This window comes from Vibrio sp. DW001 (genome assembly GCF_029016285.1).
In the GTDB taxonomy this organism is placed as follows: Bacteria; Pseudomonadota; Gammaproteobacteria; order Enterobacterales; family Vibrionaceae; genus Vibrio.
The window spans coordinates 3,601,574-3,628,524 of the sequence record NZ_CP091975.1 but is presented as its reverse complement, the minus strand read 5'-3'; the positions used below and the strand labels follow the sequence as shown (position 1 = coordinate 3,628,524).

Genomic DNA, 26,951 nt, shown 5'->3' with positions numbered 1-26,951 from the left:
GGCTCTCTATTAAAATCTACAAAATCTTTTTAAGTACCCTGTCAGCTTTAACTCGTGTCACTTTCCTAATGAGCTTTTGAACTTCCATTGGATAAGTGTCAAGTTTTTCTAATTGCTTGTAGCTGCCGATCAAATCAGCATGTTTTAGGATATTTTGAAATTCTGCTTCAAATTTTGCTGTCAGAAGATGATGCTTATCCTGAATCAACAGTGCATTTTCCAGATCGAGACTCCAAGCTCTCGGATTGAGATTGTTTCCGGTCAATAGCATCTGGGTTTTATCAACCCAAATCCCTTTCAAATGGTAGCTATTTTTATCGTGCTTCCAAAGCTGGATAGATAGTTTTCTACTTGCCATATTTGCTTCATTAGTTTTCGCAAATCGCCTAAGGTTCATCTCATACAGATAAGGCAAGCCAGCGATTGTTTTAAACGTTTCTTCCGGAGGGATATAAAAATCATTCGCTGTTTTATCGCCGATAACAATAGTAACTTTTACGCCACGTCTGAGTGCTTTCTTAACTTCTTTTGCAACACTTTTAGGGAAGTTGAAATAAGGCGTACAGATCAATACTTCTTCTTTAGCAGACGCAATGAGCTGGTTTACCCTGAGATTTAACCTGTTCCGACGCTTGCCTATACCGACTAAGGGCGTAATGGCTACCTGATCACTATTCACAGCTTCGTTCTGAAATTGATACCTAGATTGCGCAAGGGTAGAACGGAACTGCCTAATTGCTAGTTTAATGTCTTTAGTCTTGGGTTTATCGTCGCTACAGAGTTTATTTACTGCTGGATGAGACAGCATGTCGTCTTGAATGAAGGTGACCATCGAATTCGCTAAAGACTGGTTTCTAATTACGTGGTATCGATCAAAGCGATACCTATCGTTAAAATTGAGGTAAATGTTGTTGAGGCTAGCACCACTGTATATGACAGTATCATCAATGATGAAACCTTTTAGATGCAAAACCCCAAATACTTCTCTTCCTCGAACAGGGACGCCGTAGACAGGGACTTTCTGTTCATATTTGTCTGAAAATTCTTTGTAAAAACTAGCATTTCCTTCAGAGTGCTCAGCCCCGATTAATCCTCTTTGTGCTCTGTGCCAATCGACACATATAGCAATATCTAACTCAGGGTTATTTTGCTTAGCTTGATAGATAGCGGTTAGTACCTCTCTACCTGCGTCATCATCTTCGAGATACAGCGCCGCGATATAGATTCGCTGTTGAGCATTACGGATATGCTTTAACAAACACTCCCTAAATGCTTTTGCTGTATGTAGTACGTCAAACTGCTCTGGGTCCAAAGCGATTGTTGGCATCTGTTTGAACGGATTATTTAACGCCATCATATAGTGTGAATTGCCTCAGAAATCAAAAAGTATCAGGGTCGGATTTTACCAAAGGAAACCATAAAGTGGCTAATACTTACTGCATTATTTGGTAAGTGATCGTTAATGGTATTGAAAGTTATTGAGATTGGACACCTCTTTCTTATCTTGTCTGTGAGAAATTGGGATTAGACGCACTTTTAACGGCTCAAGAGCCCATCGAGTAAGACTGAAAATAGGATTATACAGAAAATCGCATAGGGATGAGATCTTTGCCACTTTGACAATAGCGTATGAACAGCGGTTTGAGCGTTGCTGGCAAAGATTCAATTTTTACCGATTCAAATCCGTGTCGATGGTAAAAAGGTTGCAAATTAGCATAGGCGAAACAATAGTCGGTTGAGCTTAGTGTCTCATTAATACAGTGCCTCATCATGAGATGCGCTATACCCATTTTACGATATTCAGGAATAACCAACATCCCCGTAAGCAAACGACATTCGCCTATAGTCCTGAGACGTACGACACCACAAAGGTCGGATTGACAGTAAGCTACGTATATCAGTTCATCACTCTTTGCTTTTCCTGATTTGTAATGCTTCTTATACAACTTCTGCACAAGCGGTATCAATAACGGATCTAGCTTTTTTATATCAAGTCGATTCATTCAAAACTGCGCTTATTGAGCCAATAGGGTAGAATATTATTATTACTAGTTTATCTCCGAATGCCATGCAGATACATAAAAAAGCCAATCTTAAATCATTCCATACCTTCAGTGTGGACGTTACATGCGACGTACTGGTTATTGTCGAATCCCAAGAAGAACTTCTTTTTGTGTATCAAAATAGAGAGTGGAATGGGTTGCCGAAACTATTGTTAGGCAAAGGAAGTAATGTCTTGTTTACCTGTCATTTTGAAGGCGTAGTTATCATTAATCATTTGTCTGGTATAGACGCGTCAGAGACAAAAAGCGGTTGGAAGCTACATGTAAATGGTGGAGAAGACTGGCCTAATCTCGTGGAGTGGTCAATTGAACAAGGCTATTACGGTCTCGAAAATCTTGCCTTAATACCTGGTTGTGCTGGCTCCGCGCCTATCCAAAATATAGGTGCATATGGCGTAGAATTTAAAGATGTCTGCGAATATGTTGATGTGCTCGATCTGAGCTCTTTTGAAATCACTCGATTAAACAATACCGAGTGTAAATTTGGATATAGAGACTCGATTTTTAAAAAAGAGTTGTACGAAAAAGTCATCATAGTGTCTGTTGGTATTAAATTACCTAAGCAGTGGCATCCCGTTGTCACTTACGGAAATTTAAGAGCACTACCTAAAAGAGACTTAACAGCCAAGCGAATCTTTGATGAAGTGTGTAACATGAGAACGAGTAAATTACCCGATCCTAATGTGGTGGGGAATGCAGGTAGTTTCTTCAAAAATCCGGTGATAAGTCAGCAGAAATTTGATCAGTTATCTCTTCAATTTCCAGAACTAGTTGCCTACCCAAGTGGCGTTGGTATGAAAGTCGCTGCTGGATGGTTGATCGATCAAAGTGGGCTAAAAGGGTTCCGTATCGGAGGTGCTCAAGTCCATGATGAACAAGCTTTAGTCTTGATCAATTTGGGTGATGCAACAGCCGCAAATATTATTGAATTGGCATCGAAAGTTCGTAGCAAAGTTTTAGATAAATACCAAATATCACTTGAGCATGAAGTGCGATTTTATAGTTCCACAAAAGAAACCTATTTACAAAAAATGGTTAGCGAATAGATGAAAGATCACAGTGTAAAATTAAGAATAATAAAACTTCTTTCGTTTGGAGAGTTTGTATCGGGTGAATTACTAGGGGCTGAGCTGGGTATTTCTCGGGCTGCTATTGGCAAACAGATAAAAGGTATTATGTCTTGGGGACTCGACATTTATAGCGTTCAAGGAAAAGGCTACCGATTATCCAAACCGATTCAACTTTTAGATAAAAATACGATAGAGCATTTAACATCTAAAAAAGTCGAACTCATCCCGGTGATCGAATCAACTAATCAATACCTACTGGATAACACAGAGGCGATTGAGAGTGGTTCGGTGTGTATTGCTGAATATCAATCTAATGGCCGTGGCAGGCGAGGTCGCCAGTGGGTATCTCCATTTGGTAGCAACATTTATTTGTCGATGTATTGGCGCTTAGAAGCAGGAATGGCGGCATCAGTGGGACTTAGTCTCGTTGTCGGTGTCGCGATAGTAGAGGCTTTGGAGTCAATAGGAATACATGGCATCAAGCTGAAATGGCCAAATGACCTCTATTATCAAGATAAGAAATTGGCCGGTATTTTAGTTGAGATGAATGGACAAGCCGGAGGCGCTGCGAACCTAGTTATTGGGATGGGGATGAATATAGATATGCCTGAAGCAATAGAAGGCATTGATCAACCATGGACATCGTTATCACAGGTCATTGATGAGCAACCCGATCGGAACCTACTTGTCGCCACTCTTATCAATACCTGGAATACGACGTTAGAGAAATATGAATTCGAAGGAATGAATGGGATTACTGAGAGATGGAATCGTCTAGATAATTTCATTGGACGCCCGGCTAGGTTGATTATAGGCAATAGAGAAATACAAGGGATTGTGAGAGGTATCAATGATCAAGGTGCCATACTTCTTGAAACCGAAAATGAGGTAAAGAGCTATATAGGCGGCGAAATTTCATTGAGAAAATAGCCAATTAACTAGCGTTTAAACGTCATCTAAAAACGCTAGTTTTAATGACTATTTTCGTAGTAAAACTTCTTCAACCATGTGATTGCCACCTTTCTTAAGAATCAAATGAGCGCGTTCTCTGGTAGGTAGTATATTTTGTGCCAAGTTTTTCCCGTTTATACTGTCCCAAATACTCATTGCTTTATTGACTGACTCTTGCTCTGTTAAAGAAGTATAATGAGAAAAATAAGAACCCGGTTTTTTAAACGCACTTCTTCTAAACTCCATAAATCTCTCTACATACCACTTCTTAATCTGATGAACTTCTGCGTCTACAAAGATAGAAAAATCTACGAAGTCAGAAACAAAGACTCGATGTGGGTCATGGGGGTAGTCCATTCCGCTTTGCAGTACATTAAGTCCTTCAATAATCAGTACGTCAGGAAGGTCAACAACCTTTTTCTCGTCGGTAATATCATACGTTATATGGGAGTATACCGGCGCAACTACATGTCTCTTACACGCCTTAATGTCTGAAACGAACTGAACAAGGCCCTTCATATCATAGGATTCTGGGAATCCTTTTCTGGTCATTATCTCGCGCTCGTTTAGCACTTTGTTTGGTAGTAAAAATCCATCGGTTGTAATGAGTTCAACTCTTGGATGCATCTCCCATCTGGATAAAAGGGCTTTCAATAGGCGTGCTGTGGTGCTTTTTCCGACGGCGACACTGCCAGCTATTCCAATAACGAACGGGGGAGAATGTTCTTTTTTATTTAGGAAATGATTTAGCACTGAATTTCTACTTTGCCTAGCAGATATATAAAGGTTGAGTAGTCGAGTTAGAGGCAGATAAATCTCGACCGCTTCTTGCATAGTCAGCTTTTCATTAATGCCTTGCAGTTCTCTAAGGTCGGCTTCAGACAATGTCATGGGTACTGAATTTCTCAGCTCTGCCCAACGGTTGCGATCAAAAGACATGAAAGGACTCATAAAAACTCGATATAAACAGATAATGAAGAGAGGAAAATACATTAACTAAGAATGAATTCAAGCGACTTAGCTTGCATATCGATGATTATTCACTTTGAACTGCGTAAAAAGTGGTCTAAAAACTAGAAAGTTTAGGAAAAGCACATTTATTTCAAATTTCCTATTGCAAGAGAAAAGATCATCCCATAAAATGCGCTCCACTTATGTGCCGACTTAGCTCAGTAGGTAGAGCAACTGACTTGTAATCAGTAGGTCACCAGTTCGATTCCGGTAGTCGGCACCACTTTCTTTTAAAGAAAGAGAAATTTTGGAGGGGTTCCCGAGTGGCCAAAGGGAGCAGACTGTAAATCTGCCGGCTCCGCCTTCGATGGTTCGAATCCGTCCCCCTCCACCATATTCTTAAGGATATAGCTCTCAGAGCCACTTGTGCGTGCATCGTATAATGGCTATTACCTCAGCCTTCCAAGCTGATGATGCGGGTTCGATTCCCGCTGCACGCTCCATCTATTTGAGTGCTGTTATAGCTCAGTCGATACAGCGCACCTTTGGTAAGGGTGAGATACCCAATTAAAATTTAGGTATCAGCACCAGCTCTGAAGCAAGTATTTCCTTTTGATATATTATTAGTTATTAAGAAAGTTTAATTACCAATATTTTTTGGTTGCGTGGTCATCAAAGCCACCTAAATCCGTACCTAGAGGGACAACTCATGTCTAAAGAAAAATTTGAACGTACGAAACCGCACGTAAACGTTGGTACTATTGGCCACGTTGACCACGGTAAAACAACTCTAACTGCAGCTATCTGTACTACTCTTGCAAAAGTATACGGCGGCGTAGCGAAAGACTTCGCATCAATCGATAACGCTCCAGAAGAGCGTGAGCGCGGTATCACTATCGCAACGTCTCACGTTGAGTACGATACACCAGCACGTCACTACGCACACGTAGATTGCCCAGGACACGCCGATTATGTTAAGAACATGATCACTGGTGCTGCGCAAATGGACGGCGGTATTCTAGTAGTAGCAGCGACAGATGGCCCTATGCCACAAACTCGTGAGCACATCCTACTTGGACGTCAGGTTGGTATTCCTTACATCATCGTATTCATGAACAAATGTGACATGGTTGATGATGAAGAACTACTAGAACTAGTAGAGATGGAAGTTCGTGAACTTCTTTCTGAATACGAATACCCAGGTGATGATCTTCCAGTAATTCAAGGTTCAGCTCTAGGCGCACTTAACGGTGAGAAAGAGTGGGAAGATAAGATCATTGAGCTAGCAGAAGCGCTAGACAACTATATCCCAATGCCAGAGCGTGCAGTAGATCTACCGTTCCTACTACCAATTGAAGATGTATTCTCAATTCAAGGTCGTGGTACAGTAGTAACGGGTCGTATCGAACGTGGTATCCTAAAAGTTGGTGACGAAGTTGTTATCGTTGGTATCAAAGAGACAACTACTACGACTTGTACTGGTGTTGAAATGTTCCGTAAATTGCTTGACGAAGGTCGTGCAGGCGAGAACGTTGGTGCTTTACTACGTGGTACTAAACGTGAAGACGTAGAGCGCGGTCAAGTATTGGCGGCTCCAAATTCAATCACTCCTCATACGAAGTTTGAATCAGAAGTTTACGTTCTTTCTAAAGATGAAGGTGGTCGTCATACTCCATTCTTCAAAGGTTACCGTCCACAGTTTTACTTCCGTACAACGGACGTAACAGGCGACATCACTTTACCGGAAGGTGTAGAGATGGTAATGCCAGGCGACAACATTCAAATGACGGTTGAGCTAATTGCTCCAATCGCAATGGATGACGGTCTACGCTTCGCGATTCGTGAAGGTGGTCGTACTGTTGGTGCTGGTGTTGTTGCTAAAATCTTCGAATAAGATTTGACGAACGGCTAGTAAAAAGGGCATCATTTGATGCCCTTTTTAAGCACATGAAAAAAGGGTTGGCTGTTTTTATGTCGATCTTGTTGAAAAACAAAGAATTTTCGAGTCAATATGTGTATTTTGGCTGATCGGTGCATTAGTATTTTTGATGTATTAAGAATGAGCCCTGCAGCAGCGGGGTTGTTGTCGTCTATAGTTAAGACTTGTAACAGGTTGGTTTTATGAACGCAAATGCTGAAACTCCTAATAGCTCAAGTGCAGCAGATACATTTAAGTGGATTATCGCTTTTGCTCTGCTAGCCGCTGCTGTAGTGGGTAATTACCTGTATGGTGAAATGTCGGTTGTATTACGCGTAGCAGGGGTTGTTGTTTTAATCGCAGCAGCTCTTGGTGTGTCTGCAACTACAGCAAAAGGTAAAACAGCGATTAGTTTTGCACGCGAATCTCGTATGGAAGTTCGTAAGGTAGTTTGGCCTACGCGCCAAGAAACTATGCAAACAACACTAATCGTTTTGGTCGTATGTATTATTATGGCTTTAATACTTTGGGGAATTGACGGCATTATGGTTCGTCTAGTTGCCTTAGTTACTGGTGCATGAGGGTTTTAATTCATGAGTGAAGCTCCAAAAAAACGTTGGTATGTGGTTCAGGCTTTTTCAGGCTATGAAGGTCGTGTTGCTCAATCTCTTCGTGAGTATATAAAAATGCACACGATGGAAGATTACTTCGGCGAAATTCTTGTTCCTACAGAAGAAGTAGTTGAAATGCGTGCTGGCCAACGCCGCAAAAGTGAACGCAAATTCTTCCCAGGTTATGTTCTCGTTCAGATGTTGATGAACGATGAATCATGGCACCTTGTACGTAGCGTTCCACGTGTAATGGGCTTCATTGGTGGTACTTCTGACCGTCCAGCTCCTATCACAGACAAAGAAGCTGATGCCATTTTGAACCGTCTAGAACAAGCGAGCGAAGCTCCTCGTCCTAAGACGATGTTTGAACCTGGTGAAGTGGTACGTGTTAACGATGGTCCATTTGCAGACTTTAACGGTACCGTTGAAGAAGCAGATTACGAGAAGAGCCGCATTAAAGTGTCTGTTTCGATCTTTGGTCGTGCAACACCAGTTGAGCTTGAATTTGGTCAAGTTGAGAAACTTGATTAAAAAAACATCTTTTTATGCTTGTGTAAGGCGCGAAATCTGATTATAATTTCGCGCCTTTTTACAGGTTATTATTAAAAAAGCGGGGAGCTGATCAAAAGATTAGCGTTTGAACCCAAGCATTAGGAAATATCATGGCTAAGAAAGTTGAAGCTTATATCAAGCTGCAAGTTGCAGCAGGTATGGCGAACCCAAGTCCACCAGTAGGTCCTGCTCTAGGACAACACGGTGTGAACATCATGGAATTCTGTAAAGCGTTTAACGCAAAAACAGAATCTGTTGAGAAAGGTCTACCGATCCCAGTTGTTATCTCTGTATACAGCGACCGTTCTTTCACGTTCGAAACTAAGACTCCACCGGCAGCTGTTCTTCTTAAGAAAGCAGCAGGCGTTAAGTCTGGTTCTGGTCGTCCAAATACTGAGAAAGTTGGTACTGTAACTGACGCTCAGCTGCAAGAAATTGCAGAAACAAAAGCTGCAGATATGACTGGCGCTGACGTTGAAGCAATGAAACGTTCTATCGCAGGTACTGCTCGTTCAATGGGCCTAGTGGTAGAGGGTTAAGATTATGGCAAAACTAACTAAACGCATGCGCGTAATACGCGACAAAGTTGATGTAACTAAGCAATACGAAATCAACGAAGCAATCGCTCTTCTTAAAGAACTAGCAACAGCTAAGTTTGTAGAGAGTGTTGACGTAGCAGTTAATCTTGGTATTGACGCTCGTAAATCTGACCAAAACGTACGTGGCGCAACTGTGCTACCGCACGGTACTGGCCGTGACATTCGCGTTGCAGTGTTCACTCAAGGTGCTAACGCTGAAGCAGCTAAAGAAGCTGGCGCAGATATCGTAGGTATGGAAGATCTTGCTGAGCAAGTTAAAAAAGGTGTTATGGACTTTGACGTTGTTGTTGCTTCTCCAGATGCAATGCGCGTTGTTGGACAACTAGGTACAATCCTAGGTCCACGCGGTCTTATGCCAAACCCTAAGGTTGGTACGGTAACTCCTAACGTTGCACAAGCAGTTAAAAATGCTAAAGCAGGTCAGGTTCGCTATCGTAACGATAAGAACGGCATTATCCATACTACTATTGGTAAAGCCTCTTTCGAAACAGCTCACCTACAAGAGAACTTAGAAGCTCTTCTAGTTGCACTTAAGAAAGCGAAACCATCTTCAGCGAAAGGTGTTTTCCTACAGAAAATCAGCATCTCTACAACGATGGGTGCTGGTGTTGCTGTCGATCAGACTAGCCTGAACACTGTAGCAAGCTAATTTGCATAGACGCGGAATTCATGTATAATTCCGCGCCTATTTAATTTGTGGTTGGGACTGCGTTTTTAAAGGTCATTTTGATGGTTTTATTGAGCAAATTTAGTTATTTGTTTGAGAGAAACGTTGAAATGCCTGGCTATTGCAGTCTCCGTCCAAGACCGTAGGCGTTTCGAATTTTATATTTGAAACTTAATGTTTACCTACGTAGACGGTGCCCGAACCGAAGAAAGTCAAATTTATTTCGATTGGCTTTTATCTGGGAATGCACCGTATTAACTCCCGATATCTATTTATGAATATTGGGTGGTGTAACGACAACCAGGAGTAAATCCAAGATGGCTTTAAACCTTCAAGACAAAAAAGCAATTGTTGCTGAAGTCAACGAAGCAGCCGGTGATGCACTTTCTGCAGTTGTAGCTGACTCTCGTGGCGTTACTGTTGGCGCGATGACTACTCTACGTAAACAAGCTCGTGAAGCGGGTGTTTATATGAGAGTTGTTCGCAACACACTAGCACGTCGCGCTGTAGAAGGCACAGCTTACGAATGTCTACAAGACGTATTCGTAGGTCCAACTTTGATCGCATTCTCTAACGAGCACCCAGGTGCTGCTGCGCGTATCTTTAAAGATTTCGCGAAAGAGAATAAAGAATTTGAGATCAAAGCTGCTGCATTTGAAGGCGTAGTTACTGACGCTAATGTATTGGCGACACTACCAACTTACGACGAAGCTATCGCACGCCTAATGATGTGCATGAAAGAAGCTTCAGCTGGCAAGCTGGTACGTACAATCGCTGCTGTTCGCGATCAGAAAGAAGAAGTTGCGGCATAAGCCTCACTTTGTACTGATTGCAAAATAAACTAATTGTTGACTTAAAAGAGAATTGTTATGTCTATTACTAACGAGCAAATCCTAGATGCAGTTGCAGAAATGTCTGTAATGCAAGTTGTAGAGCTTATCGAAGCTATGGAAGAAAAATTCGGCGTTTCTGCTGCAGCAGCTGTTGTTGCTGGTGGCGCTGCTGCTGAAGTTGCAGAAGAGCAAACTGAATTTGATGTGATGCTTACTGCTATTGGCGGAAATAAAGTATCTGTAATCAAAGCGGTACGTGCTGCTACAGGTCTAGGCCTTAAAGAAGCTAAGGGCCTAGTTGATAGCGCTCCTGCTGCTGTTAAAGAAGCTGTATCTAAAGAAGAAGCAGAAACACTGAAAGCTACTCTAGAAGAAGCTGGTGCAACTGTTGAAGTTAAGTAATAATAATTACTTAGCTTAGCCGAAAGGCTGATGGCTGGTGGTTTTATAACCACCGGCCTTTTTGCGCTGTAGGGTATTGGTGAATTTTCCTGCTGTTTAGATACCAATATCCAAGCAAAAAACCGCTATGTAAGTCAGCTTGCATAGGGTCTACAGTAAACAGTTGCTAGTACTGCCCCGCTCTTTTCGTTTAGAAAATGATTGGGTAGATTGGGTCACTTATCAGCGAGCTGAGGAACCCCATGGTTTACTCTTATACCGAGAAAAAGCGCATCCGTAAGGATTTTGGTACTCGTCCACAAGTTTTGGACATTCCATATTTGCTATCAATCCAGCTTGATTCCTTCGATAAATTTATCGAACAGGATCCTGAAGGACAACACGGTCTTGAAGCCGCTTTTCGTTCTGTATTTCCTATTCAGAGCTATAACGGCAATTCTGAGCTGCAATACGTTAGCTACCGTCTTGGTGAACCAGTTTTTGATGTTAAAGAATGTCAAATTCGTGGTGTAACTTATTCAAAACCATTGCGCGTAAAATTGCGCCTTGTTGTGTTTGATAGAGATGCACCAGCAGGTACCGTAAAAGACATTAAAGAACAAGAAGTTTACATGGGTGAGATCCCATTAATGACTGATAATGGTACCTTTGTAATTAATGGTACTGAGAGGGTTATCGTATCCCAGCTGCATCGAAGCCCAGGTGTGTTCTTCGATAGCGATAAGGGTAAAACCCACTCATCAGGTAAAGTTTTATATAACGCACGTGTTATTCCTTACCGTGGCTCATGGTTAGACTTTGAGTTCGATCCTAAGGATAATTTATACGTACGTATCGACCGTCGTCGTAAACTGCCTGCTTCTATCATTCTTCGTGCACTGCAAAAGACGACAGAAGAGATCCTTGATATCTTCTTCGACAAAGTGAACTTCGAAGTGAAAGACCAAACCCTTATGATGGACTTGGTCCCTGAACGCCTGCGTGGCGAGACGGCAAACTTTGATATTGAAGCGAATGGTAAGACTTACATCGAAACTGGTCGTCGTGTTACGGCTCGTCACATCCGCAATCTTGAAAAAGATGGCGTTGAGTCCATCGAAGTACCAGTTGAGTACATCGTTGGTAAAGTATCATCAAAAGATTATATCAATGAAGATACTGGCGAAATTATCGTTGCGGCGAACCAAGAGATTAGCTTAGAAGCGTTGGCAAACCTTTCTCAAGCGGGTCACAAGAATTTACAGGTTCTGTTCACTAATGATCTAGACCACGGTCCATTCATGTCCGACACATTACGTGTCGATAGCACGGTTGACCGTATTTCTGCGCTAGTTGAAATCTATCGTATGATGCGTCCTGGTGAGCCACCAACAAAAGATGCGGCAGAAGCTTTATTTCAGAGCTTATTCTTCGCTGTAGAACGTTATGATCTATCGACTGTTGGTCGTATGAAGTTTAACAGTTCTATCGGTCGTGAAGATGCTGGTGAGCAAGGTATTCTTGACGAAACCGACATCATCGAAGTAATGAAGAAGCTTATCGGCATTCGTAACGGTAAAGGTGTAGTGGACGATATCGACCACTTAGGAAACCGTCGTATACGAAGCGTAGGCGAAATGGCTGAAAACCAATTCCGTGTTGGTTTAGTGCGTGTTGAGCGTGCGGTGAAAGAACGTTTAAGCCTTGGTGACCTTGATGCAATCATGCCTCAAGATCTTATCAACGCTAAACCTATTTCTGCAGCTGTTAAAGAATTCTTTGGTTCTTCACAGCTTTCACAGTTTATGGATCAGAACAACCCGTTATCAGAAGTGACGCATAAACGTCGTATCTCTGCATTGGGTCCTGGTGGTCTTACTCGTGAACGCGCAGGCTTTGAAGTACGTGATGTTCACGTAACTCACTACGGTCGCTTATGCCCGATTGAAACGCCTGAAGGTCCAAACATCGGTCTTATTAACTCGTTGTCTGCGTTTGCACGCTGTAACGATTTTGGTTTCCTAGAAACCCCTTACCGTCGCGTTGTTGATGGTATTGTGACTTCCGATGTTGATTACTTGTCAGCTATTGAAGAAGGGCAATTCATCATCGCTCAGGCGAACTCTACGCTAACTGAAACTAATGCCTTCGGAGAAGAATTAGTTACGGCGCGTCAGAAAGGTGAATCTGGTCTTCATCCACGTGACCAAGTTAACTACATGGACGTTGCAACCAATCAGGTTGTATCTGTCGCTGCATCGCTTATCCCGTTCCTAGAACACGATGATGCGAACCGTGCCCTTATGGGTGCGAACATGCAACGTCAGGCGGTTCCAACATTACGCGCAGATAAGCCTCTTGTAGGTACTGGTATCGAGCGTAACGTAGCGGTCGACTCAGGTGTTACTGCGGTAGCAAAACGTGGCGGTACGGTTCAGTCAGTAGACGCATCTCGTATCGTGGTTAAGGTTAATGAAATTGAATTGGTACCTGGCGAAGCCGGTATCGACATCTATAACCTAACTAAATATACGCGTTCTAACCAGAATACTTGTATTAACCAACGCCCAACCGTGCTACCTGGCGAACCAGTAGCAAAAGGTGATGTTATTGCTGATGGTCCTTCAACAGACCTTGGTGAATTGGCGCTTGGCCAAAATATTCGCTTGGCATTCATGCCTTGGAACGGTTACAACTTTGAGGATTCAATCCTCGTTTCTGAGCGTGTCGTTCAGGAAGACCGTTTCACGACTATCCACATTCAAGAATTATCTTGTGTGGCACGTGATACTAAGCTGGGATCTGAAGAGATCACTGCGGATATTCCAAACGTAGGTGAGTCTGCTCTGTCTAAACTAGACGAGTCAGGTATCGTTTATATTGGTGCTGAAGTGAAGGGTGGTGACATCCTAGTTGGTAAAGTGACACCTAAAGGTGAAACTCAGCTAACTCCTGAAGAGAAACTCTTACGAGCTATCTTTGGTGAAAAAGCATCCGATGTTAAAGATACATCACTACGTGTACCAAACTCTGTTTCAGGTACGATTATCGATGTTCAAGTCTTCACTCGTGACGGTGTTGAGAAAGATAAGCGTGCATTGGAAATTGAACAAATGCAGCTTAAAGAAGCGAAGAAAGACCTTACTGAAGAGTTTGAAATTCTTGAAGGTGGTCTACTTGCTCGTGTTAGAGCTGTACTTGTTTCAGGCGGTTACTCTGAAGCTAAGCTAGATTCTATTCACCGTAAACAGTGGCTAGAACAAACACTAGAAGACGATGAGCTTCAATCATTGCTTGAGCAACTTGCTGAGCAGTGGGACGAGCTTAAAGCAGACTTCGATAAGAAGTTTGAAAACAAACGTCGTAAGATTACGCAAGGTGATGATTTAGCACCTGGTGTTCTTAAGATTGTTAAAGTTTATCTAGCGGTTAAGCGTCGTATCCAACCTGGTGATAAGATGGCCGGTCGTCACGGTAACAAGGGTGTAATCTCTAAGATTAACCCTGTTGAAGACATGCCTTACGATGAAAAAGGTCAGCCTGTTGACATCGTACTTAACCCACTGGGTGTACCGTCTCGTATGAACATTGGTCAGATCTTAGAAGTTCATATGGGTCTAGCTGCGAAAGGTATCGGTGACAAGATCAACCAAATGCTGAAGGAACAACAAGAACTACATCAGTTCCGCAACTTCCTGCAAAAGGTTTATGATCTTGGTGAAACGCGTCAGACAGTAGACATTGCGGCTCTATCTGATGATGAAGTTCGTACATTGGTACAAAACCTACGTGGTGGCTTACCTATTGCGACTCCGGTATTTGATGGTGCTCCAGAATCTTCAATCAAAGAGCTGTTGAAATTGGGTGACTTACCAGAATCTGGTCAGTTGCGTTTATTTGATGGCCGTACTGGTGATGAATTTGAGCGTCCTGTAACCGTAGGTTACATGTACATGCTTAAACTGAATCACCTTGTTGATGACAAGATGCACGCACGTTCTACTGGTTCTTACAGCCTCGTAACTCAGCAACCACTTGGTGGTAAAGCTCAGTTCGGTGGACAGCGTTTCGGTGAGATGGAAGTATGGGCACTAGAAGCATACGGTGCTGCTTACACTCTACAAGAAATGTTGACTGTTAAGTCCGATGACGTGAATGGTCGTACTAAGATGTATAAGAACATCGTAGACGGAAACCATAGCATGGAACCTGGTATGCCAGAATCGTTCAACGTATTGTTGAAAGAGATTCGCTCACTAGGTATCAACATCGAGCTAGAAGACGAAGAGTAATCCAGTTACCCTATAAAAACTCTTTATAGGGATGGAACAGGATTATCGGTAGAAAGGTTCTCGCTATTGAATGGTTAATCCATCTAGCGAGTTCCTTTTAACTCCTTACAGGAGCTGATTGTGAAAGACTTATTAAACTTTCTAAAAGCACAGCATAAGACCGAAGAATTTGATGCTATCAAAATCGGTCTATCTTCACCGGACATGATTCGTTCATGGTCTTTTGGTGAAGTTAAGAAACCTGAAACGATCAACTATCGTACGTTCAAACCAGAACGTGATGGTCTTTTCTGTGCGCGCATATTTGGACCAGTTAAAGACTACGAATGTCTTTGTGGCAAATATAAGCGTCTAAAACACCGTGGTGTTATCTGTGAGAAGTGTGGCGTTGAAGTTACACAAACTAAAGTTCGTCGTGACCGTATGGGCCACATTGAACTTGCGTCTCCAGTTGCACATATCTGGTTCCTTAAATCACTACCGTCTCGTATCGGTCTGTTAATGGATATCCCACTGCGTGATATCGAACGCGTACTTTATTTTGAAATGTACGTAGTAACAGAACCTGGTATGACGGATCTAGAAAAAGGTCAAATGCTCACAGAAGATGAGTATCTTGATCGTCTAGAAGAGTGGGGTGATGAGTTCACAGCGAAGATGGGTGCGGAAGCGATCAAAGATCTGCTTTCAACGATGGACCTGCACGCTGAAACAGAACAAATGCGCGAAGAACTTGAGACTACTAACTCAGAAACTAAGCGTAAAAAAATCACTAAGCGCTTGAAGCTTGTTGAAGCATTTATCACGTCTGGTAACAACCCACAATGGATGATCTTAACGGTTCTTCCTGTATTGCCACCAGATCTACGTCCTCTAGTACCACTAGATGGCGGTCGCTTTGCAACGTCTGATCTTAACGACCTATACCGTCGTGTGATTAACCGTAACAACCGCTTGAAGCGTCTACTAGAGTTAGCTGCTCCGGACATCATCGTACGTAACGAAAAACGTATGTTGCAAGAGTCTGTCGATGCGCTTCTAGATAACGGTCGTCGTGGTCGTGCAATTACAGGTTCTAATAAACGTCCTCTGAAATCTCTTGCTGATATGATCAAGGGTAAGCAAGGTCGTTTCCGTCAGAACCTTCTAGGTAAACGTGTTGACTATTCTGGCCGTTCTGTAATCACAGTTGGTCCATATTTACGTCTACACCAGTGTGGTCTTCCTAAGAAGATGGCACTTGAGTTATTTAAACCGTTTATCTACAGCAAGCTAGAAACTCGTGGCATGGCAACGACGATCAAAGCAGCTAAGAAAATGGTAGAGCGCGAAGAAGCGATCGTTTGGGATATCCTAGATGACGTTATTCGTGAACACCCAGTATTGCTAAACCGCGCACCTACACTTCACCGTCTAGGTATTCAAGCGTTTGAACCAGTACTAATCGAAGGTAAAGCGATTCAGCTACACCCACTTGTGTGTGCGGCATATAACGCTGACTTCGATGGTGACCAGATGGCGGTACACGTACCTCTAACTCTGGAAGCTCAACTTGAAGCACGTACACTGATGATGTCGACGAATAACATTCTGTCGCCAGCGTCAGGTGACCCTATTATCGTACCTTCTCAGGATGTGGTATTGGGTCTTTATTACATGACTCGTGACAAGATCAACGTTAAAGGTGAGGGCATGTACCTTGCTGGATCAGCTGAAGCTGAGAAAGCATACCGTACTAAGTCTGCTGAGTTGCATGCTCGCGTTAAAGTTCGTATCACTGAAACTGTTGTAGATGAAGATGGTGACAGAACGACGAACACTAGCATGGTTGATACGACGGTTGGTCGTGCAATGCTATGGAACATCGTTCCTACTGGTCTACCATTCAGTCTTGTTAACCAAAAGCTTGGTAAGAAACAAATTTCTACCCTTTTGAACGAGGCATATCGTAAGCTTGGTCTTAAAGATACAGTAATCTTTGCTGATCAAATTATGTACACAGGTTTTGCATACGCTGCACTTTCTGGTGTTTCTGTTGGTATCGACGACATGGTCGTTCCAGCGGCTAAGTACACTGAAATCTCTGCTGCAGAAGAAGAAGTTCGCGAAATTCAGGAACAGTTCCAATCTGGTCTTGTTACTGCTGGTGAACGTTATAACAAAGTTATCGATATTTGGGCATCTACCAATGACCGTGTTGCGAAAGCAATGATGGATAACCTTTCTTTTGAAACAGTGATTAATAGTGACGGCGAAGAAGAACAACAAGAATCGTTTAACAGCATCTATATGATGGCTGACTCCGGTGCTCGTGGTTCTGCTGCACAGATTCGTCAGCTTGCGGGTATGCGTGGTTTGATGGCTCGTCCAGATGGTTCAATCATCGAAACGCCAATCACCGCAAACTTTAAAGAAGGCTTGAACGTACTTCAGTACTTTATCTCAACGCACGGGGCTCGTAAGGGTCTAGCGGATACGGCATTGAAAACAGCAAACTCCGGTTACTTGACTCGTCGCTTAGTCGACGTTGCTCAAGATGTTGTTGTTCATGACCACGATTGTGGCACTCACGAAGGTATCGACATGATGCCTCACATTGAAGGTGGTGACGTTAAAGTTGCACTTTCTGAGTTGGCTCTTGGTCGTGTTGTTGCTGAAGATGTACAGAAACCAGGTACTGATGATGTACTGATCCCACGTAATACTCTGATTGATGAGAAGTGGTGTCAAATCATGGAAGAAAACTCTGTAGATAGCATGAAAGTGCGCTCAGTAGTTACCTGTGATGCAGACTTCGGTTGTTGTGCACAATGTTATGGTCGTGATCTAGCACGTGGTCACCTAGTGAACCAAGGCGAGGCAGTAGGTGTTATTGCTGCTCAGTCTATCGGTGAACCGGGTACACAGCTTACAATGCGTACGTTCCACATTGGTGGTGCTGCATCGACAGCAGCAGCAGAGAACAGCATTCAAGCTAAGACTACGGGTGTAGTGAAGCTTCATAACGCTAAATTTGTTATCAATAAAGATGACAAATTAGTTATTACCTCTCGCGCATCTGAGCTTACTATTATTGATGAGTTTGGCCGTACGAAAGAGAAGCACAAGCTTCCTTATGGTTCTATGCTGAGTAAGAAGAACGATCAAGACGTTACAGCTGGTGACATCGTCGCTAACTGGGAAGCGCACACAATGCCAATCATCACTGAAGTGGCCGGTCGTATCCAATATGTGGATATGATTGATGGTGTGACTGTTACTCGTCAAACTGATGATCTAACAGGTCTTTCTTCAAGTGAAGTAACTGACCCAGCCGCTCGCTCTACAGCAGGTAAAGATATGCGTCCAGCTATCAAACTTGTTGATGCGAAGGGTAAAGATGTAATGATTCCTGGTACTGATATGCCAGCTCACTACTTCTTACCAGGTAAAGCGATTGTACAAATCGAAGATGGTGCAGAAGTTGGCATCGGTGACACGTTATCTCGTATCCCTCAGAAATCGAGTGGAAACAAAGATATCACTGGTGGTCTTCCTCGCGTTGCTGATCTATTTGAAGCTCGTAAGCCTAAAGAGCCTGCGATTCTTGCTGAACACACAGGTACTGTGTCGTTCGGTAAAGAGACAAAAGGTAAGCGTCGTTTGATTATCACTAGAGATGGTGGTGAGCATTACGAAGAGATGATAGCCAAGCATCGTCAGTTGAACGTATTTGAAGGTGAGAAGATCGAACGCGGTGATGTTATCGCTGATGGTCCTGAAACACCGCATGATATCTTACGTTTACGTGGTATCCGAGCAGTAACCTCTTACATCGCAAACGAAGTACAAGAAGTATATCGTCTGCAAGGGGTTAAGATTAACGATAAGCACATTGAAACTATCGTTCGTCAAATGCTTCGAAAATGTACTATCACATTCAAGGGTGACTCTGAGTTCCTTGTTGGCGAGCAGGTTGAATTTGCTAATGTTAAGATTGCTAACCGTGCTCTAGAAGCTGAAGGTAAAGAACCTGCACGTTTTGAACGTGAGCTACTAGGTATTACGAAAGCATCACTAGCAACTGAATCATTCATCTCTGCAGCTTCGTTCCAGGAAACGACTCGCGTACTAACAGAAGCAGCGGTTTCTGGTAAGCGTGATGAGTTACGTGGTCTGAAAGAGAACGTTATTGTTGGTCGTTTGATTCCAGCTGGTACTGGTTTTGCGTATCACCAAGAGCGTCAAAAGCTACGTGCAGGCGGTGGTCCAGAAGCACCATCTGCTGAACAAGCAACAGACAATCTAGCGGCACTTCTTAATGCAGGCTTTTCTTCAGAAGAGTAAGTATTAACAAAGCCTTATTAAAAAGCACCTTCGGGTGCTTTTTTTGTGCCTGTTAAATGCCTCTGTAATGTGGCGAAGTGAATAATGACTATTGCGATAGATAGGTAAACACGTGATCTCATCATCAATGCGATGAATATTCGTTTTACAGAGAGGTATAGAGGTCAACTTGAAGGAGAAGTAAAAAAAGCACCAATCACATATGTGAATCGTGCTTATTCTAGGCAATGTATTCTGTGCGAATACTATGCGCCTGGAGGTACCGCTAAGCTGTCCGCTATCATTTGGATGAGTTGGTCTTCAACCTCGAAGCGTGTCTCTATAATCTCTCCAATGAGTGATAAATCATTATCCAAATCTTCTAGAGGATCATCTTTACCAACATTGGCATACTTGTCGGTGAAATTTAATAGAGGATCAGTTGTCAGTACTATTTTACCGTAGGTCTGGTTAATTTCGTCAGTGGGGGAAAAACCTGTTGATTTCCATTTATCCATGACCATCTCATAGATCTTAAAATGACCTTCTGAAATGTAATCGACAAGGTGCTGACAATATTTTTGCAGTTCATCAGGCGTCGGCAGTTTTCCCACAGCTTTCTTATAGGTGTTCGGTTTCAATGCTGCGAGATGACAATATTCGACGATAACGATTTGTCGTGTATCAAGCCAGTGATCGATAACTTCACTGGAACCACCCCATTGTTCTTGTGTTTTTTTTAATTTATTTAACATGACCATGTCCCTCATGATCAGATTGCGCACATAGCGTCAACCGAAAACCCCATAAACTGAGGCACTTAATACAAATGTTTATCTTCTTGATACCAAAAGTAATGTGTATATATTATTACATGACGACTAATTCTGGTATGAATTTAGATTGCCAGTAAAATGGATGAACTTCAAGCGGTGAGGTCAAAGGATGTTAAAAAAAAGTGTTAATAATGCTGATGTCGACGCTTATTGGATCGTAGTGAATGGCAGTGATATCTGGCTAATTGAAAATGAAATGCCATTAGGAACAGCTAAGGCATTGAATTTGCCTTTAGATAAAGCAATTCTAATCGGTGAGTATTTAGCTAAGCCAGTAATGTGGGTAAATGAAGCAGATGTTGATCAGGTAGTGGAATTAGTCTCTCTTCGAGATCATTTGCTTATGCCAGAAGCGTTGTTTTTATTGGCGAGTAAAGCCGTCCAGTATGGACATATGACACAGACACAAAGGTTTTGTGCGCAATGTGGTGGTAGAAACTTTCTGAACCATAATGAAATTGCAATGCAATGTGGTGAGTGTCGCACAATACACTATCCACGTATTTTTCCGTGCATCATCGTTGCGGTACGTGATGAGGGAAAAATATTGTTGGCACAACATCCTCAACATAAAGGGGGAATGTATACGGTTATTGCTGGCTTTGTGGAAGTCGGGGAGACGTTAGAGCAGTGTGTTGCAAGAGAAGTAAAAGAAGAAACGGGTGTTAATATAAAGAATATTCGTTATTTTGGTAGCCAACCATGGGCATTTCCAACCAACATGATGATAGGTTTTTTAGCGGACTATGATTCAGGTGATATTCAGCCGGATTATACTGAGCTCGCTGATGTTAAATGGTTTACTCCAGAAGAGATGCCAGTTGTAGCGCCAAAAGGCACCATTGCTCGTGCGCTGATTGATAAGACGGTTGAAATCATAAGTTTAGGATAAAAAAAACCCTCCGCAAACGGAGGGGGTAAGTAAGATGTCGTTATGAGATGTTTAGGTATTTTTAGCTACCTAATATTATTATTGTTTTCGCTAGCGGAAAGATTAGTACCATGCTCGGAAATGAGACGCAAAAGAATAGTTGATTAAAAACGTAATAACATGATCTAGGGCTCAAAGCTCGTATAGCAGCATATTTAAAGAGTGTTAGAATAAGCTTTTGAAAAAAATAAATTCAAATTGGAATGACGGAATGACCGAATTAAAAAACGATCGCTATTTACGCGCTCTATTGAAAGAACCTGTGGATTACACCCCTGTATGGATGATGCGTCAAGCTGGCCGTTATCTACCTGAATACAGAGAAACTCGCGGTCAAGCAGGTGACTTTATGTCCCTTTGTCGTAATGCTGAATTGGCTTCTGAAGTGACGCTTCAGCCTCTACGTCGTTTTCCATTAGACGCCGCCATTCTTTTCTCCGATATTTTGACTATTCCTGATGCTATGGGTTTAGGACTACATTTTGAAACAGGTGAAGGCCCGAAATTTGAACGTCCTATTACCTGTAAAGCGGATGTCGAGAAAATTGGTCTTCCTGATCCTGAAGGCGAACTTCAATATGTAATGAATGCAGTGCGTCAAATTCGTAAAGATCTACAAGGCGAAGTGCCGCTAATTGGTTTTTCTGGCAGTCCTTGGACACTCGCAACCTATATGGTTGAAGGTGGTAGTTCTAAAGCCTTCACCAAAATCAAAAAAATGATGTATGCAGAGCCCGCTACTCTTCATCTATTATTGGATAAGCTTGCCGATAGTGTTATTGAGTACCTTAATGCACAAATCAAAGCGGGTGCACAATCGGTGATGGTATTTGATACTTGGGGTGGCGTGTTGACTCCACGCGATTACAACTTGTTTTCACTTCAGTACATGCAAAAAATTGTAGATGGTCTTATTCGTGAAAATGACGGTCGTCGCGTCCCAGTTACCTTGTTCACTAAGAATGGTGGCATGTGGCTTGAACAGATCGCCGCAACAGGCTGTGATGCAATAGGTCTAGATTGGACTATCGACATCGAAAATGCGAAAGCACGCGTTGGCGAGAAGGTGGCTTTACAAGGCAATATGGACCCGTCAATCCTATATGCACCTGCTCCACGAATTCAGGAAGAAGTATCGACTATTCTAAAAAGTTTTGGTGACACAGGCACAGGCCATGTATTCAACTTAGGTCATGGTATTCATTTAGACGTGCCACCTGAAAATGCTGGCGTGTTTGTAGAAGCGGTACACGAGCTATCTAAGCCATACCATAAATAGATCAGACACTTTGTAACTTGGGCACTCACTTTGTTCGCTTCTAGGTTCTAGACTCGGGCTTCGTGAGAGCTCAATATTCTTTTCGAGAAAGTATTTTTTCCACCTTTTCAGCTAAGTGCTTAACAATATCCTCTTCAAACCACGGGTTCTTTCTAAGCCATAACGTATTTCTCGGGGACGGATGTGGAAGAGGAATAATGATTGGTGCCCATCGGTGCCATTGATGGACGGTCTCTGTGAGCGTTCTTGGCTTATCTGGCAAATAATAATGTTGAGCGTATTGGCCAATCAGTAACGTTAACTCTATCTTTGGCAGCAGAGATAATACGCTTCCATGCCAAAGTGGAGCACACTCTTTCCTTGGAGGAAGGTCGCCACTTTTGCCTTTTCCCGGATAGCAAAAACCCATTGGCATGATGGCTATGTTTTTAGGATCATAAAAACAGCTCTTATCAATATTTAGCCAGGCTCTGAGCCTATCTCCACTAGGGTCATTCCAAGGTATAGACGTTTTATGTACTTTAACCCCGGGAGCTTGGCCTATAATTAAAATCTTAGCGTCTTTATCTGCCTGTATAACCGGGTTGGCGCCGAGTTCAAGTTCTGATTCACAGAGCTTACAAGCCTTTATCTCTGTAAGTAGGTCACTAACATTCATTAGTAGCCCTTTTCAAAATCGATGGTGTTTAACAGGCTGAAGCCACTCTTCCATAATAGATAGTTCTCTTTGAAAATCTCAAATACTTGCTCAGGGAAGCTGCACGCCGCAATGTGAGGAGTGACGGTGACTTTAGGATTGAGCCAATAAGGACAAGCTTGAGAAATCGGTTCATTGATAAATACATCTAAGAAGGCGTGACAAATATTGTCGTTTTGAAGGGCGAATAGAAGGCTTTCAGTATGGACTGAAGGGCCTCTACCAACATTGAAAAACAGGGCCTGTTGGCAATAAGAAAAAAACGTTTGGTCGAATATACCTACAGTTTGTACGGTGTTAGGTAGCGTAGACACAACGACGTCCATTTCAGCCAAAACATCATGTACCTGTTCAATGTGTACAATGTCTGCAAAAGCGGAATCCTTTGGTGGAATCCCCGTACGATTGACACCGATGGTATGTAATCCAAAAGATGAAGCAGATTTAGCCAAGTAATTGCCTATTGCTCCCGTACCTAAAATCAACATTTTTTTGCCTGAAACAGTCCGGTATCTATGAGGTAACCAAAGCTTCTCAGATTGTTGAGTTCGGTATGTGTTGAAATGTCTAAAGTGGGAGATAGTGTAGGCCAAAACATATTCAGATATTTGCTCGCCAAAGATCCCTTTCACATTGGTGAGTTGATAATCTTGTCGAAGCTCTGAGCTTATTAACGAATCAACACCGGCATAGGCGGATTGCATCCATTCAAGGTGACAGAATTCATCGACAATAGGGGCGATTAATGGAGGGGACCCTAAAATAATATTCGCGTCGTTATTCTTGTCGGTAATTATAAGATTAGGTAATTCTGCTTGATTAAGCATTTCGATGTATTCGTCGTTATATTCAGTAATGATTCTGACTTTGTTTTTAAAATTATCCATCTGCTTTCTTTTTTCCCTTTACTTTATCAAGTACACTGCCGCTGATTATTTATAAACCATAGAGCTGTTATGTTACAGAATCCACTGCAAGTGCGACTTGAGAAGTTTGAACCATGGCAACAAATAACCTTCATGGCTTGTTTGTGTGAGCGTATGTATCCGAACTATGTTGTTTTTTGCGAGAATACAGAATTTGCAGAATCGCGTATATATCGAGATATCCTAGATAGCATCTGGGAGTTGATGACAGTAAAAAGTGCAAAAATAAATTTCGAACGTCAGTTAGAAAAACTGGAAGAGCTGATCCCTTCATCCGAAGATTTCGATTTCTATGGTGTCTACCCTGCAATCGATGCGTGTAAAGGTTTATCAACGTTGATTCATGGTCTACTTGATAGAGACTATTTGTTTGAGAACATGTTGTCGGTGAGTGAGTTGTCAGTGATGACGGTTGCCCAGCTAGAAGAAGCTCAAGGCTGCGATGAGATCACCAATGAAAATCAAAAAGAAAACGAAGCGGTTTGTACTGAATGGGATGTTCAATGGGCAATATATAAACCTCTCAAGGATGCAGTGAGGCGAGATATCGATCTGATTAAAGGTCTACGTCAAGAAATTAAAGATGAAGGCGTAAGTAACTTAGGTATTTCAGCTTAATGTGAATTCAGAATCTTGAAGCGAACTCCGTCTGTTCAAAAGAACAACGTTCGCTTCAAGTTTCAAGAAGAGTACTTTAATCGCTACTATCTTTTACATCATGCAGTTTTTTCCACGTTTCCCATCTTTGATAAGCCAACTCTTGCATGTCTGTTGTTTTATCAGCCTCATCGACAATCTCTTCACCTATCAGATGTTCAAACATGTCTTCAAGGGTAACAATGCCTTGAATAGTGCCATATTCATCTACAACCAAAATCAATTGAAGTCGATTGCTCATCATATGGTCAAACGCTTTAGGTAACACGGTGTTGTTAAGCAGAACATTAATGGGTCGCATCACCGCACCCAATTGCTGTTCACCGCTGCCTAATTGCTGCATCTTGAACAGCTCTAATCGATGTACAAACCCTAAAACATTGTCTTTTTGTTGGCTGTATATAAGCGGCCGGGAAAAAGGAATATCTTTATGTTGCTCTATAAACTCGTTAATGGTGAGTTCGGCTTCTACTCTAAAGACGACGGGCCTAGGTGTCATGATTTGTGTAATTGGGACATCAGGTAACGTTAGTAGGTTGTGTAGTATCTTAGATTCACCTTCATTGAACTCGCCACTCTCTTTGGCAAGCATCGCCATCGCAGAAATTTCGTCGCGTAGTTTTGGAGGAGTATGACCACGTGCCAAACGCTTGGTTATCTGCTCTGAAAGCCAAACAAATGGAGTTAACGCCCATACCATCCAACCAAGCAGGTTTGCGGCGATTGGAGCTAATTGTCTCCAATAGGTTGCACCTATGGTTTTTGGAACTATTTCTGAAAGCAGTAATATCCCCAATGTTAAAACAGCAGAGAACAAACCTAACCACTGGCTACCAAATACAGTTGCGGCTTGCGCACCTGCACCCGCCGCTCCAATAGTATGGGCAATGGTATTAAGAGTCAGTATCGATGCCAAAGGACGGTCAATATTTCCTTTGAGTTGACTTAGTTTTGGAGCCGAAGGATGATTTCTTTGTCTTAATTGAGCTAAGTAGCTTGGGGTAATGCTGAGCAAAATAGCTTCAAGTACTGAACAAACAAATGAAACACCGATGGCTACGGTTATATATAAAGTTAATAGAAACATGAATTTTTTAAGGTCATTCCTGTGTAGTGTATCAATAAATCAAAACTATTTATGTACGATATATAGTGCTTAGATACTGTATTTACTCGTGTTACGGCATGATAAGCAACAATTACGGCACAGAAAACTGTATCAAATTGTGAGATATTACTCATATTCAACCTAAACTTACGTCTTTTTAGGGTAACTTCCTAGACAAACCTTTGCCAGACGGGGCCTTTATGCATTACAGTGGTTCGGATTCGATAACACATAAGAAGGGAAACCTAATGAACAAGACCCAATTAATCGACTTTATCGCTGAAAAAGCGGATCTATCTAAAGCTCAAGCAAAATCTGCACTTGAAGCAACTCTAAGTAGTGTTTCTGATACACTAAAAGAGGGTGACCAAGTTCAACTAATTGGTTTTGGTACATTCAAAGTAAATCACCGTGCAGCTCGTACTGGTCGTAACCCAAAGACTGGCGAAGAGATTCAAATTTCTGCCGCTAATGTACCTGCATTTGTAGCAGGTAAAGCACTGAAAGAATCAGTGAAGTAATATTATTGACACCGAGCCAAGTGCTCGGTGTCATACTCTTTATGAAAAAGTACATTATACCTCTTCTCTTATCCTCATTTCTTTTGGGCTGCTCATCTAGCCCAACGACAAGCAATACTGAATTATTCAATACGATGACTGGTGGTCAATCTGCTGGTGATGCAACGAGTTTTTATTGGTATACAGAGCGATTAGATCTTCCTTATTCAGCTTCCGATTATGTCGCTTCGGGTGATTATGGCTGGTATAAATCAGACTATCGTTGGAGAAAGAGTGTCGTAAGAGAAATTGTCAGAGAAGGAATGCAACGACAAGAGTCATATGAGCTCGTGCCGTATCGAATTCAATTACGTTTTGACAATAATGGAGAGGCGGTTTACCAGCAATATCGGCTTGATGGTAAGGTGCTTCCTTTGACAACACAGCAGATTCAAATGCTTTTGAATGAGGCTGAATCTATTAAGACCGTCACTGAACAGCAGGATAAGAACGGTTCTAGCTTGATGCAAGGGTATTGGGATGGGAAGGTGTTTAATAGCTGTGATGCCGAAACATTCGAGAACATAGAATTTAATCAGACATTGCCAACCTTTGTTATAAACCGCCTTGCGAGTCTAGACAGTTATGCCGCGTTTATTAGTTCCACTTCGCTGGGTAAATTGGTCGTTAAAGATCTATTGATGCTAGAAGATGAAAGTTTTGATTGTGTAGAAAGACCCGTTTTTATAGAAGATGAATGAGTATAGTGAAGCCGGATAGAGGTTGAGTTTGACTAGATGACGGATTCAGTCTTGTGACACAAT

At 42.3% G+C, this 26,951-nt stretch carries 23 protein-coding genes and 3 tRNA genes; 19 read left to right on the top strand and 7 right to left on the bottom strand.

The window, feature by feature from the left end; all coding sequences use genetic code 11:
* Positions 1-16 precede the first annotated feature (16 nt).
* Entirely contained in the window at positions 17-1,357 is a 1,341-nt protein-coding gene (gene pssA / locus L3V77_RS16580) for a CDP-diacylglycerol--serine O-phosphatidyltransferase (protein ID WP_275135103.1), read from the bottom strand.
* Positions 1,358-1,577: 220 nt separating this feature from the next.
* Positions 1,578-2,003 (bottom strand): GNAT family N-acetyltransferase, encoded by a 426-nt coding sequence (locus L3V77_RS16575; protein ID WP_275135102.1) that lies wholly within the window; start codon positions 2,001-2,003, stop codon positions 1,578-1,580.
* 65 nt (positions 2,004-2,068) lie between these two features.
* On the opposite strand from L3V77_RS16575, the gene murB reads away from it, so the two are divergent.
* On the top strand, positions 2,069-3,109 hold the full coding sequence (murB, locus tag L3V77_RS16570; protein ID WP_275135101.1) for a UDP-N-acetylmuramate dehydrogenase: 1,041 nt from the start codon (positions 2,069-2,071) through the stop codon (positions 3,107-3,109).
* Positions 3,110-4,063: a bifunctional biotin--[acetyl-CoA-carboxylase] ligase/biotin operon repressor BirA gene (gene birA, locus L3V77_RS16565; protein ID WP_275135100.1), complete on the top strand. Its 954-nt coding sequence runs from the start codon at positions 3,110-3,112 to the stop codon at positions 4,061-4,063.
* Between the two features lie 48 nt (positions 4,064-4,111).
* Here the strand turns inward: birA and coaA are convergent, their stop codons facing one another.
* Entirely contained in the window at positions 4,112-5,035 is a 924-nt protein-coding gene (coaA, locus tag L3V77_RS16560; protein WP_275135099.1) for a type I pantothenate kinase, read from the bottom strand.
* Positions 5,036-5,242: 207 nt separating this feature from the next.
* Here coaA and L3V77_RS16555 point away from each other — a divergent pair.
* The 12 genes from L3V77_RS16555 to rpoC all read left to right on the top strand — a co-directional run bounded on the left by L3V77_RS16555 (position 5,243) and on the right by rpoC (position 19,214).
* Positions 5,243-5,318 (top strand) — tRNA-Thr (locus tag L3V77_RS16555).
* 26 nt (positions 5,319-5,344) lie between these two features.
* Positions 5,345-5,429 (top strand) — tRNA-Tyr (locus L3V77_RS16550).
* Between the two features lie 34 nt (positions 5,430-5,463).
* Positions 5,464-5,538, top strand: a tRNA-Gly gene (locus tag L3V77_RS16545).
* A gap of 206 nt (positions 5,539-5,744) precedes the next feature.
* Entirely contained in the window at positions 5,745-6,929 is a 1,185-nt protein-coding gene (gene tuf / locus L3V77_RS16540; protein ID WP_275134997.1) for an elongation factor Tu, read from the top strand.
* Between the two features lie 227 nt (positions 6,930-7,156).
* Complete coding sequence (secE, locus tag L3V77_RS16535; protein ID WP_195704626.1) at positions 7,157-7,534, top strand: preprotein translocase subunit SecE; 378 nt, start codon at positions 7,157-7,159, stop codon at positions 7,532-7,534.
* Positions 7,535-7,546: 12 nt separating this feature from the next.
* Positions 7,547-8,095, top strand: a complete 549-nt coding sequence (gene nusG / locus L3V77_RS16530; RefSeq protein ID WP_195704625.1) for a transcription termination/antitermination protein NusG — start codon at positions 7,547-7,549, stop codon at positions 8,093-8,095.
* Positions 8,096-8,226: 131 nt separating this feature from the next.
* Entirely contained in the window at positions 8,227-8,655 is a 429-nt protein-coding gene (gene rplK, locus L3V77_RS16525) for a 50S ribosomal protein L11 (RefSeq protein WP_195704624.1), read from the top strand.
* A 4-nt stretch (positions 8,656-8,659) separates the two neighbouring features.
* On the top strand, positions 8,660-9,364 hold the full coding sequence (gene rplA, locus L3V77_RS16520; RefSeq protein ID WP_275135098.1) for a 50S ribosomal protein L1: 705 nt from the start codon (positions 8,660-8,662) through the stop codon (positions 9,362-9,364).
* A 335-nt stretch (positions 9,365-9,699) separates the two neighbouring features.
* Complete coding sequence (gene rplJ / locus L3V77_RS16515; RefSeq protein ID WP_275135097.1) at positions 9,700-10,194, top strand: 50S ribosomal protein L10; 495 nt, start codon at positions 9,700-9,702, stop codon at positions 10,192-10,194.
* 57 nt (positions 10,195-10,251) lie between these two features.
* Positions 10,252-10,617, top strand: a complete 366-nt coding sequence (gene rplL / locus L3V77_RS16510; RefSeq protein WP_195704621.1) for a 50S ribosomal protein L7/L12 — start codon at positions 10,252-10,254, stop codon at positions 10,615-10,617.
* A 242-nt stretch (positions 10,618-10,859) separates the two neighbouring features.
* Positions 10,860-14,888, top strand: a complete 4,029-nt coding sequence (gene rpoB, locus L3V77_RS16505) for a DNA-directed RNA polymerase subunit beta (protein WP_275135096.1) — start codon at positions 10,860-10,862, stop codon at positions 14,886-14,888.
* Positions 14,889-15,008: 120 nt separating this feature from the next.
* Positions 15,009-19,214: a DNA-directed RNA polymerase subunit beta' gene (gene rpoC, locus L3V77_RS16500; RefSeq protein ID WP_275135095.1), complete on the top strand. Its 4,206-nt coding sequence runs from the start codon at positions 15,009-15,011 to the stop codon at positions 19,212-19,214.
* A gap of 245 nt (positions 19,215-19,459) precedes the next feature.
* On the opposite strand, the gene rsd is transcribed toward rpoC, so the two are convergent.
* Positions 19,460-19,954 carry a sigma D regulator gene (gene rsd, locus L3V77_RS16495; RefSeq protein ID WP_275136802.1) on the bottom strand — a complete coding sequence of 165 codons (495 nt, stop codon included), beginning with the start codon at positions 19,952-19,954 and terminating at the stop codon, positions 19,460-19,462.
* A 184-nt stretch (positions 19,955-20,138) separates the two neighbouring features.
* On the opposite strand from rsd, the gene nudC reads away from it, so the two are divergent.
* Entirely contained in the window at positions 20,139-20,921 is a 783-nt protein-coding gene (gene nudC / locus L3V77_RS16490; RefSeq protein WP_275135094.1) for an NAD(+) diphosphatase, read from the top strand.
* 250 nt (positions 20,922-21,171) lie between these two features.
* A complete protein-coding gene (gene hemE, locus L3V77_RS16485; RefSeq protein WP_275135093.1) occupies positions 21,172-22,239 on the top strand; it encodes a uroporphyrinogen decarboxylase in 1,068 nt (355 codons plus the stop codon).
* A 70-nt stretch (positions 22,240-22,309) separates the two neighbouring features.
* Here hemE and L3V77_RS16480 read toward each other — a convergent pair whose 3' ends face one another.
* Both L3V77_RS16480 and L3V77_RS16475 read right to left on the bottom strand, forming a co-directional pair.
* On the bottom strand, positions 22,310-22,897 hold the full coding sequence (locus L3V77_RS16480) for a uracil-DNA glycosylase family protein (RefSeq protein ID WP_275135092.1): 588 nt from the start codon (positions 22,895-22,897) through the stop codon (positions 22,310-22,312).
* Positions 22,897-23,823 (bottom strand): D-2-hydroxyacid dehydrogenase, encoded by a 927-nt coding sequence (locus tag L3V77_RS16475; protein ID WP_275135091.1) that lies wholly within the window; start codon positions 23,821-23,823, stop codon positions 22,897-22,899. Before L3V77_RS16475 ends, L3V77_RS16480 begins: the two co-directional genes overlap by 1 nt.
* A gap of 69 nt (positions 23,824-23,892) precedes the next feature.
* Here L3V77_RS16475 and L3V77_RS16470 point away from each other — a divergent pair, with 69 nt between their 5' ends.
* Positions 23,893-24,480 (top strand): DUF416 family protein, encoded by a 588-nt coding sequence (locus L3V77_RS16470; RefSeq protein WP_275135090.1) that lies wholly within the window; start codon positions 23,893-23,895, stop codon positions 24,478-24,480.
* A 76-nt stretch (positions 24,481-24,556) separates the two neighbouring features.
* On the opposite strand, the gene L3V77_RS16465 is transcribed toward L3V77_RS16470, so the two are convergent.
* Entirely contained in the window at positions 24,557-25,606 is a 1,050-nt protein-coding gene (locus L3V77_RS16465) for a hemolysin family protein (RefSeq protein WP_275135089.1), read from the bottom strand.
* Between the two features lie 269 nt (positions 25,607-25,875).
* On the opposite strand from L3V77_RS16465, the gene hupA reads away from it, so the two are divergent.
* Both hupA and L3V77_RS16455 read left to right on the top strand, forming a co-directional pair.
* Positions 25,876-26,148 (top strand): nucleoid-associated protein HU-alpha, encoded by a 273-nt coding sequence (gene hupA / locus L3V77_RS16460; protein ID WP_195704611.1) that lies wholly within the window; start codon positions 25,876-25,878, stop codon positions 26,146-26,148.
* Between the two features lie 41 nt (positions 26,149-26,189).
* Positions 26,190-26,888: a DUF1481 domain-containing protein gene (locus L3V77_RS16455; protein ID WP_275135088.1), complete on the top strand. Its 699-nt coding sequence runs from the start codon at positions 26,190-26,192 to the stop codon at positions 26,886-26,888.
* The last annotated feature ends 63 nt before the right edge of the window (positions 26,889-26,951 follow it).

What these genes read in the sequence shown, in the direction of transcription:
- pssA (WP_275135103.1), bottom strand. Translation starts at nt 1,357, where the DNA reads ATGATGGCGTTAAATAATCCGTTCAAACAGATGCCAACAATCGCTTTG.
- L3V77_RS16575 (WP_275135102.1), bottom strand. Translation starts at nt 2,003, where the DNA reads ATGAATCGACTTGATATAAAAAAGCTAGATCCGTTATTGATACCGCTT.
- murB (WP_275135101.1), top strand. Translation starts at nt 2,069, where the DNA reads ATGCAGATACATAAAAAAGCCAATCTTAAATCATTCCATACCTTCAGT.
- birA (WP_275135100.1), top strand. Translation starts at nt 3,110, where the DNA reads ATGAAAGATCACAGTGTAAAATTAAGAATAATAAAACTTCTTTCGTTT.
- coaA (WP_275135099.1), bottom strand. Translation starts at nt 5,035, where the DNA reads ATGAGTCCTTTCATGTCTTTTGATCGCAACCGTTGGGCAGAGCTGAGA.
- tuf (WP_275134997.1), top strand. Translation starts at nt 5,745, where the DNA reads ATGTCTAAAGAAAAATTTGAACGTACGAAACCGCACGTAAACGTTGGT.
- secE (WP_195704626.1), top strand. Translation starts at nt 7,157, where the DNA reads ATGAACGCAAATGCTGAAACTCCTAATAGCTCAAGTGCAGCAGATACA.
- nusG (WP_195704625.1), top strand. Translation starts at nt 7,547, where the DNA reads ATGAGTGAAGCTCCAAAAAAACGTTGGTATGTGGTTCAGGCTTTTTCA.
- rplK (WP_195704624.1), top strand. Translation starts at nt 8,227, where the DNA reads ATGGCTAAGAAAGTTGAAGCTTATATCAAGCTGCAAGTTGCAGCAGGT.
- rplA (WP_275135098.1), top strand. Translation starts at nt 8,660, where the DNA reads ATGGCAAAACTAACTAAACGCATGCGCGTAATACGCGACAAAGTTGAT.
- rplJ (WP_275135097.1), top strand. Translation starts at nt 9,700, where the DNA reads ATGGCTTTAAACCTTCAAGACAAAAAAGCAATTGTTGCTGAAGTCAAC.
- rplL (WP_195704621.1), top strand. Translation starts at nt 10,252, where the DNA reads ATGTCTATTACTAACGAGCAAATCCTAGATGCAGTTGCAGAAATGTCT.
- rpoB (WP_275135096.1), top strand. Translation starts at nt 10,860, where the DNA reads ATGGTTTACTCTTATACCGAGAAAAAGCGCATCCGTAAGGATTTTGGT.
- rsd (WP_275136802.1), bottom strand. Translation starts at nt 19,954, where the DNA reads ATGGTCATGTTAAATAAATTAAAAAAAACACAAGAACAATGGGGTGGT.
- nudC (WP_275135094.1), top strand. Translation starts at nt 20,139, where the DNA reads ATGTTAAAAAAAAGTGTTAATAATGCTGATGTCGACGCTTATTGGATC.
- hemE (WP_275135093.1), top strand. Translation starts at nt 21,172, where the DNA reads ATGACCGAATTAAAAAACGATCGCTATTTACGCGCTCTATTGAAAGAA.
- L3V77_RS16480 (WP_275135092.1), bottom strand. Translation starts at nt 22,897, where the DNA reads ATGAATGTTAGTGACCTACTTACAGAGATAAAGGCTTGTAAGCTCTGT.
- L3V77_RS16475 (WP_275135091.1), bottom strand. Translation starts at nt 23,823, where the DNA reads ATGGATAATTTTAAAAACAAAGTCAGAATCATTACTGAATATAACGAC.
- L3V77_RS16470 (WP_275135090.1), top strand. Translation starts at nt 23,893, where the DNA reads ATGTTACAGAATCCACTGCAAGTGCGACTTGAGAAGTTTGAACCATGG.
- L3V77_RS16465 (WP_275135089.1), bottom strand. Translation starts at nt 25,606, where the DNA reads ATGTTTCTATTAACTTTATATATAACCGTAGCCATCGGTGTTTCATTT.
- hupA (WP_195704611.1), top strand. Translation starts at nt 25,876, where the DNA reads ATGAACAAGACCCAATTAATCGACTTTATCGCTGAAAAAGCGGATCTA.
- L3V77_RS16455 (WP_275135088.1), top strand. Translation starts at nt 26,190, where the DNA reads ATGAAAAAGTACATTATACCTCTTCTCTTATCCTCATTTCTTTTGGGC.